This is a genomic window from Bradyrhizobium sp. CCBAU 45384, from assembly GCF_028128665.1.
GTDB classification, from domain to species: domain Bacteria; phylum Pseudomonadota; class Alphaproteobacteria; order Rhizobiales; family Xanthobacteraceae; genus Bradyrhizobium; species Bradyrhizobium manausense.
On record NZ_LBIZ01000118.1, the window covers coordinates 91645 to 106133 of the forward strand.

15 protein-coding genes are annotated in these 14489 nt (G+C 64.0%); 5 read left to right on the forward strand and 10 right to left on the reverse strand.

Features of this window, described 5'->3' with window-relative positions:
• Positions 1-27: 27 nt before the first annotated feature.
• The 10 genes from XH80_RS34220 to pqqA form a co-directional block, all read right to left on the reverse strand.
• Positions 28-1083, reverse strand: coding sequence for a 2-oxoacid:ferredoxin oxidoreductase subunit beta (locus tag XH80_RS34220; protein WP_057743200.1), 1056 nt, complete (start codon positions 1081-1083; stop codon positions 28-30).
• Complete coding sequence (locus tag XH80_RS34225) at positions 1080-2927, reverse strand: 2-oxoacid:acceptor oxidoreductase subunit alpha (RefSeq protein ID WP_271602422.1); 1848 nt, start codon at positions 2925-2927, stop codon at positions 1080-1082. The genes XH80_RS34220 and XH80_RS34225 overlap by 4 nt, the downstream gene beginning before the upstream one ends.
• Positions 2897-4696, reverse strand: coding sequence for an FAD-dependent oxidoreductase (locus XH80_RS34230; RefSeq protein ID WP_271602423.1), 1800 nt, complete (start codon positions 4694-4696; stop codon positions 2897-2899). Before XH80_RS34230 ends, XH80_RS34225 begins: the two co-directional genes overlap by 31 nt.
• A 349-nt stretch (positions 4697-5045) precedes the next feature.
• The gene (locus XH80_RS34235; RefSeq protein WP_271602424.1) at positions 5046-5723 is read right to left on the reverse strand and encodes a DUF4286 family protein; all 678 of its coding nucleotides are present in this window, start codon (positions 5721-5723) and stop codon (positions 5046-5048) included.
• 26 nt (positions 5724-5749) lie between these two features.
• A complete protein-coding gene (gene pip, locus XH80_RS34240) occupies positions 5750-6736 on the reverse strand; it encodes a prolyl aminopeptidase (RefSeq protein WP_271602425.1) in 987 nt (328 codons plus the stop codon).
• On the reverse strand, positions 6726-7919 hold the full coding sequence (gene pqqE / locus XH80_RS34245) for a pyrroloquinoline quinone biosynthesis protein PqqE (RefSeq protein WP_271602426.1): 1194 nt from the start codon (positions 7917-7919) through the stop codon (positions 6726-6728). Before pqqE ends, pip begins: the two co-directional genes overlap by 11 nt.
• Positions 7916-8227, reverse strand: a complete 312-nt coding sequence (gene pqqD / locus XH80_RS34250) for a pyrroloquinoline quinone biosynthesis peptide chaperone PqqD (RefSeq protein WP_271602427.1) — start codon at positions 8225-8227, stop codon at positions 7916-7918. The genes pqqE and pqqD overlap by 4 nt, the downstream gene beginning before the upstream one ends.
• Before the next feature lie 9 nt (positions 8228-8236).
• Positions 8237-9016, reverse strand: a complete 780-nt coding sequence (gene pqqC / locus XH80_RS34255; protein ID WP_220005850.1) for a pyrroloquinoline-quinone synthase PqqC — start codon at positions 9014-9016, stop codon at positions 8237-8239.
• The gene (pqqB, locus tag XH80_RS34260; protein WP_271602428.1) at positions 9013-9942 is read right to left on the reverse strand and encodes a pyrroloquinoline quinone biosynthesis protein PqqB; all 930 of its coding nucleotides are present in this window, start codon (positions 9940-9942) and stop codon (positions 9013-9015) included. Before pqqB ends, pqqC begins: the two co-directional genes overlap by 4 nt.
• A 135-nt stretch (positions 9943-10077) precedes the next feature.
• Positions 10078-10158, reverse strand: a complete 81-nt coding sequence (gene pqqA, locus XH80_RS34265; RefSeq protein ID WP_007595659.1) for a pyrroloquinoline quinone precursor peptide PqqA — start codon at positions 10156-10158, stop codon at positions 10078-10080.
• Positions 10159-10409: 251 nt separating this feature from the next.
• Between pqqA and XH80_RS34270 the strand changes: the two genes are divergently transcribed.
• The 5 genes from XH80_RS34270 to tarD all read left to right on the forward strand — a co-directional run bounded on the left by XH80_RS34270 (position 10410) and on the right by tarD (position 14414).
• Complete coding sequence (locus tag XH80_RS34270; protein ID WP_271602429.1) at positions 10410-10667, forward strand: DUF6894 family protein; 258 nt, start codon at positions 10410-10412, stop codon at positions 10665-10667.
• A 247-nt stretch (positions 10668-10914) separates the two neighbouring features.
• Positions 10915-12315 (forward strand): amidase family protein, encoded by a 1401-nt coding sequence (locus XH80_RS34275; RefSeq protein WP_271602430.1) that lies wholly within the window; start codon positions 10915-10917, stop codon positions 12313-12315.
• A gap of 2 nt (positions 12316-12317) precedes the next feature.
• Entirely contained in the window at positions 12318-12794 is a 477-nt protein-coding gene (locus XH80_RS34280; protein WP_271602431.1) for a glutathione peroxidase, read from the forward strand.
• Positions 12791-13048 (forward strand): DUF3297 family protein, encoded by a 258-nt coding sequence (locus tag XH80_RS34285; RefSeq protein WP_092237479.1) that lies wholly within the window; start codon positions 12791-12793, stop codon positions 13046-13048. The genes XH80_RS34280 and XH80_RS34285 overlap by 4 nt, the downstream gene beginning before the upstream one ends.
• A 196-nt stretch (positions 13049-13244) precedes the next feature.
• Positions 13245-14414 (forward strand): D(-)-tartrate dehydratase, encoded by a 1170-nt coding sequence (tarD, locus tag XH80_RS34290; protein WP_271602432.1) that lies wholly within the window; start codon positions 13245-13247, stop codon positions 14412-14414.
• Positions 14415-14489 lie beyond the last annotated feature (75 nt).

Genomic DNA, 14489 nt, shown 5'->3' on the forward strand with positions numbered 1-14489 from the left:
GATCGCTCGGCCGGTCGCGTCAGCGCGTCAGCGCAGGCTGGCGTTGATCTTGTCGAGCACCGCCGAGCCGGGGCACAGCGTGTCCGCTTCCAGCGTATTGAGCGGCGTCTCGACCGTGTTGAGATGGGCGTGCAGATCTTCCGCGTCAGGATCGACGTAGAGCAGCCCGGTGACGATCTGGCCCTTGGCGGCGTGCCTGGCAAGGAAGGTCTGGGCGCCCAGCCGATCATGCGGATCGTAATCGGCGTCGATCTTGCGCAGCGCGATCTTGCTGCCGTCATGCTGCTCCACCACCTGCACGGTACCAGGCGCGTAGTCCACCGCGATCGGATCGCGGCCGACCAGCACGTCGAGCCGGTTCACGGCGTCATTGTGCTCGCGGACATAATCAAAGCTCTTGGTCGAGCCGGCGTGATTGTTGAAGGCGATGCAGGGGCTGATGACGTCGATGAAAGACGAACCTTTGTGTCGGATCGCGGCGGCGATCAGCGGCACCAGTTGGTCCTTGTCGCCGGAGAACGAGCGCGCCACGAAGGTGGCGCCAAGCTGCAGCGCGATCGCGACGAGGTCGATGGCGTTGTCGGTGTTGGTGACGCCCTTCTTCGACTTCGAGCCGCGGTCGGCAGTGGCCGAGAATTGGCCCTTGGTCAGGCCGTAGACGCCGTTGTTCTCGACGATATAGGTCATGTTGACGCCGCGCCGGATCGAATGCGCGAACTGGCCGAAGCCGATCGAGGCGGAATCGCCGTCGCCGGAGACGCCGAGATAGATCAAGTCGCGATTGGCAAGGTTGGCGCCTGTCAGCACTGAGGGCATGCGGCCGTGCACGGAGTTGAAGCCGTGCGAATTGCCGAGGAAGTAATCCGGCGTCTTGGAGGAGCAGCCGATGCCGGAGATCTTCGCGACGCGGTGCGGTTCGATCGACAGCTCGTAGCAGGCCTCGATGATCGAGGCGGTGATCGAATCATGGCCGCAGCCGGCGCACAGCGTCGAGATCTTGCCCTCGTAATCGCGATGCGTGTAGCCGAGCTCGTTCTTCTTCAGGCCCGGATGGTGGAATTTCGGCTTTGCGATGTAGGTCATGACACGGCCTTGCGGAGCGGGGTCACCTTGAGGTGATCCTGATGGTCGCCAATGGCTTTTGCGATGAAGCGGGCGGTGATCGGGGTGCCGTCATAATGCACGATCGGCACGAGGCGGACTGGATCGATGCCGTTCTCGTTGACGATGAGCTGACGGAGCTGGCTGTCGCGGTTCTGCTCGACGACATAGACGAAATCGTGCTCGGCGAGAAAGCTTGCGACGCTGGAGTGGAACGGGAAGGCGCGGATGCGCAGGCGATCGAGCTGGTGCCCGCGCGCCTCCAGCATTCCGATCGCCTCGTCCATCGCCGGCGAGGTCGAGCCGAAATAGATCACGCCATATTTGGTCGGCCGTTCCGCGTTGGCCTGCAGCGGCCGCGGCACCAGATCCTGCGCGGTCTCGAATTTGCGGACCAGGCGCTGCATGTTGTCGGCATAGACGGTGCCTTCCTCGGAATAGCGCGCGTAACGGTCACGCGAGGTGCCGCGGGTGAAATAGGAGCCCTTGGTCGGATGCGTGCCGGGATAGGTGCGGTAGGGAATGCCGTCGCCGTCGACGTCGAGATAGCGGCCGAAGTCGCGGCCTTCTTCCAGCATCTCCGCGGTCATCACCTTGCCGCGGTCGTATTGCCGCGCATCGTCCCATTTCAGCGGACGGCAGAGCCGGTGGTTCATGCCGATGTCGAGGTCGAGCATCAGGAAGATCGTGGTCTGCAGCCGCTCGGCGAGATCGAACGCGGCCGCGGCGAACTCGAACGCTTCGGCCGGATCTTCCGGGAACAGCAGCACATGCTTGGTGTCGCCATGCGAGGCATAGGCGCAGGCGATGATGTCGCATTGCTGGGTGCGGGTCGGCATGCCCGTGGAAGGGCCGGCGCGCTGGATGTTCATGATCACGGCCGGGATCTCGGCAAAATATGAGAGACCGATGAACTCGGTCATCAGCGAGATGCCGGGCCCCGAGGTCGCGGTGAAGGCGCGGGCGCCGTTCCAGGAGGCGCCGATGACGATGCCGATGGACGCGAGCTCGTCCTCGCCCTGCACGATGGCGTATTTCGCCTTGCCGGTCTCCGGATCGTGCCGGTACTTCTTGCAATGCGCGGTGAAGGCTTCCGCCACCGACGATGACGGCGTGATCGGATACCAGGCGCACACCGTGGCACCGCCATAGACGGCGCCGAGCGCGGCGGCGCTGTTGCCCTCGATGAAGATGCGGTCGCCGACCTTGTCGGATTTCTTTACCCTGAGCCCGATCGGGCATTTCAAATTCTGCAGCGCCCAGTCGCGGCCTAGATGCAGCGCATGGACGTTGGAGGAGAGCAGCTTCTCCTTGCCTTTGTACTGCTCGCCGATCAGCTGCTCGATCAGCTTCGGGTCCATCTCCAGCAGCGCACTGAGCGCACCGAGATAGATGATGTTCTTGAACAGCTGGCGCTGACGCGGATCGGTGTAGGTCGAGTTGGTGATCGCGGTGAGCGGCACGCCGATCACGGTGATGTCGTCGCGGAATTTGGTCGACGGCATCGGTTTGGTGGAATCGTAGAACAGATAGCCGCCGGGCTCGATGCCGGCGACGTCCTTGTCCCAGGTCTGCGGGTTCATCGCCACCATCATGTCGACGCCGCCGCGGGCGCCGAGATGGCCGGCTTCAGTCACCCGCACCTCGTACCAGGTCGGCAGGCCCTGGATGTTGGAGGGAAAGATGTTGCGCGGGGATACCGGCACGCCATGGCGCAGGATCGCGCGCGCGAACATCTCGTTCGCGGAGGCCGAGCCCGAGCCGTTGACGTTGGCGAAGCGGACGACGAAGTCGTTTACGCTGCTGATCGGCTTTTTGTCGGGCATGTCGAACCTGCGTGAGTCATCTCGATGAAATATTTCTGCATGTCCCAGGCCCCGGTGGGACACCGCTCGGCGCACAGCCCGCAATGCAGGCAGACGTCCTCGTCCTTGACCATGACGCGCCCGGTCTTGAGATCGGACGAGACGTAGAGATCCTGGTCCGGATGCGGCGAGGGCGCCTTCAGGCGCGTGCGCAGGTCGCTCTCCTCACCATTGTCAGTGAAGGTGATGCAGTCCATCGGGCAGATGTCGGCGCAGGCATCGCACTCGATGCAGAGCGAGGTCGAGAACACCGTCTGCACGTCGCAGTTCAGGCAGCGATGCGCTTCGCCGAGCGCGAGCTTGACGTCGTAGCCGAGCTCGACCTCGGTCCTGACGTCCTTCAGCGCGATCACCTTGTCGCGATGCGGCACCTTGAAGCGCTTGTCGATGGAGATGTCGTTGTCATAGCTCCATTCGTGGATGCCCATCTTCTGCGAGGAGATTTGCACCTCCGGCAGCGGCCGCTCGGTGATGTCCTCGCCCGACAGCATCTTGTGGATCGACAGCGCGGCGTCGTGGCCGTGCGCCACCGCCCAGATGATGTTCTTCGGCCCGAAGGCGGCGTCGCCGCCGAAGAACACCTTCGGATTGGTCGAGACGAAGGTCTTCGGGTCGACCTTGGGCATATGCCATTTGTCGAACGCGATGCCGCAATCCTGCTCGATCCAGGGGAAGGCGTTCTCCTGGCCGACCGCGACCAGCACGTCGTCGCAGGGAATGGTCTGATCGGGATCGCCCGAAGGCACCAGGTTGCGGCGGCCCTTGGCGTCGTATTCGGCCTTGACGTGCTGGAAGGTGACTCCGATCAGCTTGCCGGCGACATGCTTGAAGGCCACCGGCACCATGTAGTTGAGGATCGGGATATCCTCGTGGATTGCGTCTTCCTTCTCCCAGGGCGAGGCCTTCATCTCCTCGAAGCCGGAACGCACGACCACCGTGACCTTCTCGCCGCCGAGACGGCGCGCGGTGCGGCAGCAATCCATCGCGGTGTTGCCGCCGCCGAGCACGATGACGCGCTTGCCGATCTTGTCGACATGGCCGAACGACACATTGGCCAGCCACTCGATGCCGATGTTGATGTTGGCGGCGGCCTCTTTCCGGCCGGGAATGTCGAGCTCGCGTCCGCGCGGCGCGCCGGACCCGACGAAGATCGCGTCATATTTCTCCGCGAGCAGCGCCTTCATGCTCTCGATGCGATGGCCGCCCCTGAACTCGACGCCGAGACCCAGGATATAACCGGTCTCCTCATCGATGACCGAATTGGGCAGGCGGAATTTCGGGATCTGCGTCCGCATCATGCCGCCGGCTTCGGGGTCGGCATCGAACACGGTGCAGTGATAACCGAGCGGCGCGAGATCGCGCGCCACCGTCAGCGAGGCGGGACCACCGCCGACCAGCGCAACGCGCTTGCCGTTTCTGGCTGCGGGCCGCGGCAGGCGCTGCTTGATGTCGTCCTTGAAGTCGGCCGCGACGCGTTTCAAGCGGCAGATCGCAACCGGATTTTCCTCGACGCGTCCGCGGCGGCACGCCGGCTCGCATGGACGATCGCAAGTGCGTCCCAGAATTCCGGGAAACACGTTCGATTTCCAGTTGATCATGTAGGCGTCGCTGTAGCGGCCTTGCGCAATCAATCGGATGTATTCGGGAACCGGGGTGTGCGCGGGACAGGCCCACTGGCAATCGACCACTTTGTGAAAGTAGTCGGGGGCCGCGATATCGGTCGGTTTCATTCCTACCCTCGTCCGCGCAGGCTCAAAGACCTGGCGGCCTCTTCTTTGAGCTTGTCGACGCCTAACGCGCGGCGATCTCGTTTCTGAATGACGTCATCGGGTTAGCTTATTAGAACCGTTCCGGAGTACAACGGCAAATTTGTGCGATCACCGCGTTTCATGGGAGCTAAGCGCACACAGCATTAGCGCCGCGCGCGCGAGCTGCGTGCGGTGCAGCATCGCACTCTGCTCCATCCGTCGTCATCGCGAGCGCAGCGAAGCAATCCAGACTGCCACCGCGGAAAGACCCTGGATTGCTTCGCTGCCCTCGCCATGGCGGTGTTGGTGGCAGCGCAGCAATCTCGGCACCTCAGCTGCCCGCAATATCGCTCTTGGCAAGGTCCCACATCAGGCAGTAGGTGCCGACGGAGACCGGGAGCGGGAAGGGCGCGGCCGCAGGGCCGGTGAAGCGTTCGGCGATGACGGCGGAGACGGCGCCGACATGGGTGCCGTCGATCAGCACGAACCAGTCGCGCGCGCCTTCGTTGCGCACCGCGGGGATGTCCGCCGTTGCGCCGGACAATTCCGGCTCGCTTTCGAGCAGATGCATCGAGATGATGCCGTCACGATCCCCCGGCGCCAGCTTTTCTCGCAGTGCGTCACGCCATGCGCCGGCGTTGTCAGGCGTGGGCCGCAGCCGCACCAGGCCAAGCGCGGCGCCGCGGCCGGTGCCCTTGCTGATGGTGATGCGGGCGACCACGCGCAGCATGTTCTTGAAATGCGCCATGGTCCGCCGCGACCATTCGGTCTGGTTGGCAAGCCGGGCGCGGTAGGCGGGACTGTCGAGCACCTCGAGGGTCGTGGTCGAATACAGCGAGAGATATTTCGGAGAGGCCGCGTGCGCGACATAGCGGCGCGCTTCGAGAAATCCCTCGATCGCGACGCGCTCTTGCAGATGTTCGCGATCGTACCAGCGGTTGAAATCGGCATCGTCAGCCGCGTCGATATCCATCGATGTCAGCAGCATGCCTGTCCCGGCGAGCGGCATTTTCTTGTTGTCCTTACTTTCGCGCGTCAGCGCGCGGCCTTCGACGCAAGGTCGGCGATCGACTTCATCACCGCATCGCGCACGCCGGCATCATAGAGGGAATGTCCGGCTTCTTCCACGATCCTGACCTCGGAACCCGGCCACAGTTTCGCGAGCCGCGCGGATGTCTCAGGAGGACACAACAGGTCGTAGCGGCCTTGCACGATAATGCCGGGAATGTCGGCGAGCCTCGTAGCATTTCGCAACAACTGGTTGTCGCTCATGAAGGAGTTGTTGACGAAATAATGCGCCTCCATGAACGGCGTCGCCGGCAGCGTGCGCCAGACGTTCAGTGATGCAAGGTCGATGCGCGTCTTTGCCGCCTTGTGCTCGGACAACGCGCGCTCGGTGTCGTGCCAGGCGCGCGCGGCGGGACCATGCACGGCCGGATCAGGATCGAGGATGCGGCGATAATAGGCCTGCACCGGTTGCGCGCGCTCCTCCGGCGGCAGCACGCTCAAGAAATCCTCGTGCAGCGCCGGATAGAATTGTGCGAGGCGCGAGGTGAAGGCGGTCTCGACTTCGCCTTGCGTGCCGAGGAACGTCGCGCGCAGCGCAATGCCGCAGACGCGCTCGGGATGAGCCTCTGCGTAAGCCAGGGCCAGCGTCGCGCCCCAGGAGCCGCCCACGACGATCCAGCGTGCGACGCCGAATTTCTCGCGGATCTTCTCCATGTCCGCGACCAGATGCGCAGTGGTGTTATGCTCGCGCGATCCCTTCGGCCGGCTGCGGCCACAGCCGCGCTGGTCGAATAGCACAGCGTGCATGCGCTCGGGATCGAACAGCCGGCGGTGATCGGGCTGGCAGCCGGAGCCCGGGCCGCCATGCAGATAGATCGCGGGAATGCCGCCAGCGCGGCCGATGCTTTCGACATAGAGCTCATGGCCGTCGCCGACATCGAGCATGTCCGATGTCAGCGGCGCAAAGGGATCGGCGCGCCTGGCGGATGCGGCAGCGTCGGCGTCAGGCGCCATTCTCGGATTCCAGGGTGCCGCCGGCGAAATTGCGGTAGAGGAAGCGGTTGGTTTCGCCCTCGGCCTCGGCTTCCGCCTGCTTGAAGATGGTCTCGTGCAGCGGCGACAGCGCGCAGGCCGGATCGGTGTTGGCGGCATCGCCCGTCAGCGCGAAGGCCTGGCAGCGGCAGCCGCCGAAATCGATCTCGCGGAATTCGCAGGACTTGCACGGCTCCTTCATCCAGCCGGTGCCGCGATAGCGGTTGAAGGCGTCGGAGTTCTGCCAGATCCAGGCGATCGAATGGTTGGAGCGCACGGACAGGAAATCGAGCCCAGTGATGCTCTCGGCGGCATGGCAGGGCAGCACCTTGCCGGCGGGCGAGATGTTGAAGAACTGTCGGCCCCAGCCGCCCATGCATTTCTTCGGCCGCAGCGCGTAATAATCAGGGACGACGTAGTCGATCGTCAGCCGGCCCTTCAGCCGTTCGCGCGCGTCCTCGACGGTGCGGGTGCACTCGTCGAGTTGCGCCACCGTCGGCATCAAGGCGGCGCGGTTCTTCAGCGCCCAGCCGTAATATTGCACATTGGCGACCTCGAGCCGGTCGGCGTCGAGATCGATCGACATCTGGATGATCTCGGGGAGCTGGTGCAGGTTCTGCCGGTGCATCACCGCGTTCACGGTGAGCGGCAAATCCAGCTCCCGCGTCCATTTGGCGACCTCGAGCTTCTTGCGATGGCCGCCCTTGTAGCCGGCGACGCGGTCGGCGAGGCCTTCCTCGATGCCCTGGAACGAGATCTGCACATGGCAGAGCCCGGCATCGGCCAGCTCGCCGAGCTTCTCGCGCGTCAGCAGCACGGCCGAGGTGATGAGGTTGGTATAGAGCCCGACGTCGCTGGCATGCTTGACCAGCTCGACCAGGTCCTTCCGCGCGGTCGGCTCGCCGCCGGAGAAATGCACCTGCAGCACACCGATCTCGGCGAGCTCGCTCAGCACCTTCTTCCACTCGTCGGTGGTCAGCTCCTTGGCCGAGCGATCCAGCTCGATCGGATTGGAACAGTACGGGCATTGCAGCGGGCAGCGATGGGTGATCTCCAGCAGCACCGCGAGCGGAATACCGAAGGTCTCCGCCGTCGAGCGGCTCTTCTCCAGCACCGCGAGGCTGTCGCTGGCGTCGGGCGGGATGACCAGGGGCACATCGCTCATGGCGTCTTCTCCCGGGCTTCGGCCAAAAAGCCCTTGTCGGCGAGATCCTGCAGCATGGCGATGACATCGGTCAGGATCGCCTCGCGGGGCGCGGCGTATTTCGCCGCCAATTGATCGGCGACCTCGCCGACATTGCGCTCGCCATTGCAGAGCTGCAAGACCTCGACGGCAATTTCGTCCGGCGCCAGCACGCGTTCCGGCGCCAGGATCACCCAGACCTTTCGCGTCTCGTCATATTTCAGCTTGGCATGCCGCGGCAGCACGGGGCGGCTTGCCTCGCTGACGCTGATGTTCCGCGGCCCGGCCATCTGTTGTCCTTAGCTCGCCTTGGGCACGAACGCGCCCGGCGGAATGTTGCCCTCGACATAGGCATGATAGAGCGCGTCGAGTTGCACCCACAGCACGTTGGTCTTGAAGATCAGCGCATTGCAGACCGAAGCCCGCTCTTCCGGGGTCCGCGCATGCGTCCGCACATAATCGAGCGCGAAATTGGCATCGCGCGGCGCCTGCGTCAGCCGGCGCTTGAAGTAGCTCATGATGTCAGGATTGACGAAATCATAATGCTGCAACATGCCGGCGATGCGCTCTTCATGGATGCTCGGCGCGAACAGCTCGGTGAGCGAGGAGGCGATTGCCTCCAGCGGGCTCTTCTCGCGACAGAAATGCACGTAAGCCTCGACCGCGAAGCGCGTCGCCGGCAGGATGCCCTCGGTTGATTCCACGTAGGCCGTGTCGAGGCCGAGGCCTTCGGTCAGCTTCAGCCAGCGCTCGATGCCGCCCTCGGAGCCGACATCGCCGTCATGGTCCTCGATGCGGTGACGCCATTCCAGCCGCGTGGCGCGGTCGCGGAAGCGCGAGATCACCACCGCGTCCTTGATCGGGATCGTGCTCTGGTAATAGTAGCGATTCAGCGCCCAGGCCTGCACCTGGCCCTTGTTCAGCTTGCCGCCATGCAGCAGCTTATGGAACGGATGCAGGCTGTGATAGCGCGTCGCGCCGATATGGCGCAGCGTCGCCTCGAGCTCCTCGGCGCTCGTGAGCCTGATGTCCTTGCCGATCGAGAGCGCGGTCATTCCCGTCATGGATGCAGCATTCACAGCACGATCTCCGTTCCGTCGGCGGGTATCTGCCAGCCCGCGCCCTCGGCCATCTTGCGTTCAGGCGTGGCAGGCAGCAGTGCCGGGTTCGAGTTGTTGATATGTAGAAATATCTTTCTGCCGATCGAGAGATCGGCCAGCCGCGCAATGGCGCCGTTCTCGCCGGACATCGCGACATGGCCCATGCTCTTGCCGGTCTTGTGGCCAAGGCCGCACCTGATCATTTCGTCATCCTGCCAGACCGTGCCGTCGAAGAACACCAGCGCGGCGCCGTCGATCTCGGCCTTGAGCGCATCGGTGACCTCGGCGCAGGCGGCGATGAAATAGAAGCACTTGCCTGATGATTTGTCTGATATCTTCAGGCCCAGCGTATCGCCATCGCCGCTCTCGCCGCCGGGATGGACCTTGCCCTCGAGATACCAGGCCGATTTGCCCGGCACCGCGAAGGGCAGCACCTCCAGGCCCGAGCGCGCACCATCAGGCAATCGCGGCTCGAACGGCTCACCGATTCCGATCGGCTGGCGCTTGACGTTCTTCTCGTTCAGCACGTTGAAGATGCTGTTGCTGGCCAGGATCGCCAGCACCTTCTCATGCGCATAGACCGTGAAGGGCGAACCCTCGCGCATCGAGAGCAGGCCGGCGACGGCATCGACTTCGCTGTTGGTCAGGATCACGCCTGCGACAGGCGTATGGCGCAGCGCGCCCGCCTTGGGATGCAGCCGCGGCGTGGCATTCAATTGCTGGCGCAGATCAGGGGAGGCATTGATCAGGAACCAATGCTCGTCGTCGCCGCTGAAGGCGACCGAGGCCTGGGTTCGACAAAGCTCGTGGCCGTTTTCACGGGCCGCCCGGCAGCCCTCACACCCGCAATTCCATTGCGGGACTCCGCCGCCAGCCCCGGCGCCCAGGACGACGACGCGAAGCATGATCCGTCTCCTGGAGGCAACGTCGCGAGGTGGATCAAAAGGATCAAAAAGGACTCGGACGACACAGTTTCCATCAGTCGGAAACCGATCGTGACCGAGAGACCCACCTGCGCAGAACGCTTGACTGCCGACCGCTTATTTGCGGGTGGCGCTCACATACATGTTGATTTCCATGCCGCAGGGCACTTCGACGATCTTGGGGGCTTTCCAGGCCATTTCGGCTCTCCATTTTCGCGATTTTGGGACGTCTCCGCCCGGGGGTTAAATTACTGCGGGCGGAAAAGTTCGCCAGTGAAATTTTCCCGAGCACGGCCATATTGCGCCGCGAGACATACGCGGGGAACAGTACTTTCTGGTGATACGGCCTTGCGCCCGGCGCATTCGGTCGTGAACCCTGTCCTGATAAAGCAGTTGTGAGTGCAGTGCAGCTTTCAATCCGGTACAGGCCGCTTTAGCTGGATCTCGTGATGCCAAAATATTTCTTCAACACCCGTATCGGCGATGAACTGATCGTGGACCCCGATGGCGAGGATCTGCGCAATCCCGATCGCGCCTGGGAGGTCGCCCGCCAGATGATCCTGGAGGTGGTGAAATCCGAAGGCGCCCAGCCGGCCTTGCTCGAGGCGGTCATCGAGGTGACCGATGACGACGGCGAGATCGTGCTCGAATTCCCCTTCACCGAGGCGCTGCTGGACCTCCCGGACGAATCCGCGACAAGGCATTAGGGGGAGATCCGCCGCTCCCTCCACGTCATTGCGAGGAGCTCGCGACAAAATTGCGTAGCAATTTTGCGCAGATGCGACGAAGCAATCCAGACTGCCTCCGCGGAGGGATTCTGGATTGCTTCGCTTCGCTCGCAATGACGGAGGATGAGGCACGACCCGGGACCAAACCCGCCTTTCCTCCCTGCGAATTCCGCATGGCTTTGCCGCGATCCCGGCGCTAAAAGACGCCGGTCATACGGAGCATGTCATGCAAGATCTATGGCGCCTGTCGGCCGCCGACCTCGCTGCCCTCGTCAAATCCAGGAAGGTGTCTGCTCGGGAGGCGGCCAAGGCCGGTCTCGACCGCTTGGATGCCGTCAATCCCAGGCTCAACGCCGTGATCGACCACCGGCCCGAGGACGTGCTCAAGCAGGCCGACGCCGTCGATGCCGCCATCGCCAGGGGCGAGGACCCCGGCTTGCTGGCGGGGGTGCCCGTCACCATCAAGGCCAATGTCGATCAGGAAGGCTTTGCCACCACCAACGGCTTGAAACTCCAGCGCGACCTGATCGCGCGCGAGGACAATCCTGTCGTCGCCAATTTCCGCAAAGCCGGGGCGGTTCTCCTCGGGCGCACCAATTGCCCGGCCTTCTCCTATCGCTGGTTCACCACCAATCTCGTCCATGGCGATACCAAGAACCCGCGCGATGCCGCGCTGACCCCGGGTGGCTCGTCCGGCGGTGCCGGCTCGGCGGTGGCGGCCGGCATCGGCGCCATCGCCCACGGCACCGACATCGCCGGCTCGATCCGCTATCCCGCCTATGCCTGCGGCGTGCACGGCCTGCGCCCGACCTTGGGCCGCATCCCCGCCTTCAACCCGGCGCTGCCGGAGCGACCGATCGGTCCGCAGATCATGGCCGTCTCGGGCCCCTTGGCGCGCACTGTGAATGACCTCAGGATTTCCCTCGCCGCCATGTCGGCGCGCGACGTGCGCGATCCCTGGTACGTGCCCGTGCCGCTGGAAGGCCCGGCGCGCGAGAAGCGCGCCGCGCTCTGCCTCAACCCGGATGGACTTGCCACCACGTCTGAGGTCAAGGCCGCCGTGACCGACGCCGGCAAGCGCCTCGAGCGCGCCGGCTGGACCGTCGATGTGATCGAGAACACGCCGCCGATGCGCGAAGCGGTCGAGTGGCAAATCAAACTCTGGCTCGGCGATGCTTTCGAGGCACAGCTCGAGATGGCCGAACGCGAGGGCGATCCCGGCGCGCTGGCCTGCCTGCGCGGTGTCCGCGCCAGGGTCACGCCGATGGACCAGGCGACTTACGCCAAGGCGCTGACCCGAAGAGCCACGCTGACCCGCGAATGGATGCTGTTCTTCGAAAAATATGCGGTGCTGCTGACGCCGGTCTCGGGCGAATTGCCGTTCCCGGATCATCTCGACCGCAAGGACGACGAGTCCTTCAAGCGGGTCTGGGAGGCGCAGCTGCCGCAGATCGCCATTCCCTTCATGGGCCTGCCGGGCCTCGTGGTCTCCACCGGCCTCGTCGGCAAGACGCCCGTCGGCGTGCACATCGTCTCCGGCCGCTACCGCGAGGATCTCTGCCTGCTCGCCGGCGAAGCGATCGAGGCGGGCGGCGTGCCGGCCTCGCCGATCGATCCCGTGGGTTAGCGATGCCTGGGATTTACGACTTCAAGGCCAATTCGCTTGATGGCAAGGAAGTGTCGATGCGCGCCTTCGAGGGACAGGTGCTGCTGATCGTCAACACCGCGAGCAAATGCGGCTTCACGCCGCAATATCGTGGTCTGGAAGATCTGCATCGCGACCTGTCGCCGCGCGGCTTCTCGGTGCTCGGCTTTCCCTGCAACCAGTTCGGCGCGCAGGAGCCGGGGCAGGCGAGCGAAATCCAGGAATTCTGTTCGACTCATTACGACGTCACCTTTCCGCTGTTCGCGAAGATCGACGTCAACGGCGCCAATGCGCATCCCCTGTATGAGTACCTCAAACGCCAGCAATCCGGTCTGCTCGGTTCCTCCATCAAATGGAATTTCACCAAATTCCTGGTGGACCGTGCCGGCAAGGTGACCGCGCGCTATGCGCCGACCGCGCGACCGGAAGGGCTGCGGCAGCAAATCGAAACCCTGTTATGAGCGAGACATCCATGAGCGATGAATTCCCCGATCGACTGTCGGTCGACCCCAACAGCCCCTATTACAACGCCGACATCCTCTCGCGCGACGTCGGCATCCGATTCAAGGGCATCGAGAAGACCAATGTCGAGGAGTACTGCATCAGCGAGGGCTGGGTCCGCGTCACCGCCGGCAACGCCAAGGACCGCTACGGCAACCCGCTGACCATCAAGGTGCACGGGCCCGTGGAGCCGTATTTCAGGGATAAGAAATAAGCGCGACGTGCCTAAATGTTTCCCCGTCACCCTGAGGTGCTCGCCTCTTCGGCGAGCCTCGAAGGGCGACGGCCCGGCTGCATCTCGGCCGTTCATCCTTCGAGGCTCCCGGCGCGAAGCTTTGCATCGCGCGACTCGCACCTCAGGATGATGGGAAGACAGTCGGCGAAGTCCCTCTCGATCACGAAGGCCGCCCATGTCCGTCCGCATCGTCGACGTCCGCGAGATCACCAAGCCGATCTCGTCGCCGATCCGCAACGCCTATATCGACTTCACCAAGATGACGACGAGCCTGGTCGCCGTCGTCACCGATGTCGTGCGCGATGGCAGGCGCGTCGTCGGCTACGGCTTCAACTCCAACGGCCGTTACGGGCAGGGCGGGCTGATCCGCGAGCGCTTTGCCTCGCGCATCCTCGAAGCCGATCCGAAGTCGCTGCTCGATGCGGCCGGCGACAATCTCGACCCCGACAAGGTCTGGGGCGCGATGATGACCAATGAGAAACCGGGCGGCCATGGCGAGCGCTCGGTCGCGGTCGGCACCATCGACATGGCGGTGTGGGACGCGGTGGCGAAGATCGCGGGCAAGCCGCTGTTCCGCCTGCTCGCCGAACGTCACGGCGTCACCGCCGATCCGCGCGTGTTCGTTTACGCCGCCGGCGGCTATTACTATCCCGGCAAGGATCTCTCGATGCTGCGCGGTGAGATGCGCGGCTATCTCGACCGCGGCTACAACGTCGTGAAGATGAAGATCGGCGGTGCGCCGATTGAGGAAGACCGCACCCGCATCGAGGCGGTGCTGAAGGAGATCGGCAAGGACGCCCAGCTCGCCGTCGACGCCAACGGCCGCTTCAATCTCGAGACCAGCATCGCCTACGCCAAGATGCTGCGGGATTATCCGCTGTTCTGGTACGAGGAAGCCGGCGATCCGCTCGACTACGCGCTGCAGGCCGCACTCGCCGAATTCTATCCGGGTGCGATGGCGACAGGCGAGAATCTCTTCAGCCACCAGGACGCCCGCAATCTGATCCGCTATGGCGGCATGCGCCCCGACCGCGACTGGCTGCAATTCGATTGCGCGCTGTCCTATGGCCTGTGCGAATACCAGCGCACGCTGGACGTGTTGAAGACCCACGGCTGGTCCCCCAGCCGCTGCATCCCCCACGGCGGTCACCAGATGTCGCTCAACATCGCCGCCGGCCTTGGCCTCGGCGGCAACGAAAGCTATCCCGACCTGTTCCAGCCCTATGGCGGCTTCCCGGATGGTATCAGCGTCGAGAACGGCCACATCACCATGCCCGACCTTCCGGGCATCGGTTTCGAAGGCAAGTCCGATCTCTACAAGGAGATGAAGGCGCTGGCGGAGTAAGCCCGTCTGCGTCCACACCCCTCCGTCATTGCGAGCGCAGCTCTCTCCACACGTCATTGCGAGGAGCACTTGCGA

Coding starts and splice junctions, on each gene's coding strand:
- XH80_RS34220 (WP_057743200.1), bottom strand. CDS start 1,083: ATGACCTACATCGCAAAGCCGAAATTCCACCATCCGGGCCTGAAGAAG.
- XH80_RS34225 (WP_271602422.1), bottom strand. CDS start 2,927: ATGCCCGACAAAAAGCCGATCAGCAGCGTAAACGACTTCGTCGTCCGC.
- XH80_RS34230 (WP_271602423.1), bottom strand. CDS start 4,696: ATGAAACCGACCGATATCGCGGCCCCCGACTACTTTCACAAAGTGGTC.
- XH80_RS34235 (WP_271602424.1), bottom strand. CDS start 5,723: ATGCCGCTCGCCGGGACAGGCATGCTGCTGACATCGATGGATATCGAC.
- pip (WP_271602425.1), bottom strand. CDS start 6,736: ATGGCGCCTGACGCCGACGCTGCCGCATCCGCCAGGCGCGCCGATCCC.
- pqqE (WP_271602426.1), bottom strand. CDS start 7,919: ATGAGCGATGTGCCCCTGGTCATCCCGCCCGACGCCAGCGACAGCCTC.
- pqqD (WP_271602427.1), bottom strand. CDS start 8,227: ATGGCCGGGCCGCGGAACATCAGCGTCAGCGAGGCAAGCCGCCCCGTG.
- pqqB (WP_271602428.1), bottom strand. CDS start 9,942: ATGCTTCGCGTCGTCGTCCTGGGCGCCGGGGCTGGCGGCGGAGTCCCG.
- pqqA (WP_007595659.1), bottom strand. CDS start 10,158: ATGGCCTGGAAAGCCCCCAAGATCGTCGAAGTGCCCTGCGGCATGGAA.
- XH80_RS34270 (WP_271602429.1), top strand. CDS start 10,410: ATGCCAAAATATTTCTTCAACACCCGTATCGGCGATGAACTGATCGTG.
- XH80_RS34275 (WP_271602430.1), top strand. CDS start 10,915: ATGCAAGATCTATGGCGCCTGTCGGCCGCCGACCTCGCTGCCCTCGTC.
- XH80_RS34280 (WP_271602431.1), top strand. CDS start 12,318: ATGCCTGGGATTTACGACTTCAAGGCCAATTCGCTTGATGGCAAGGAA.
- XH80_RS34285 (WP_092237479.1), top strand. CDS start 12,791: ATGAGCGAGACATCCATGAGCGATGAATTCCCCGATCGACTGTCGGTC.
- tarD (WP_271602432.1), top strand. CDS start 13,245: ATGTCCGTCCGCATCGTCGACGTCCGCGAGATCACCAAGCCGATCTCG.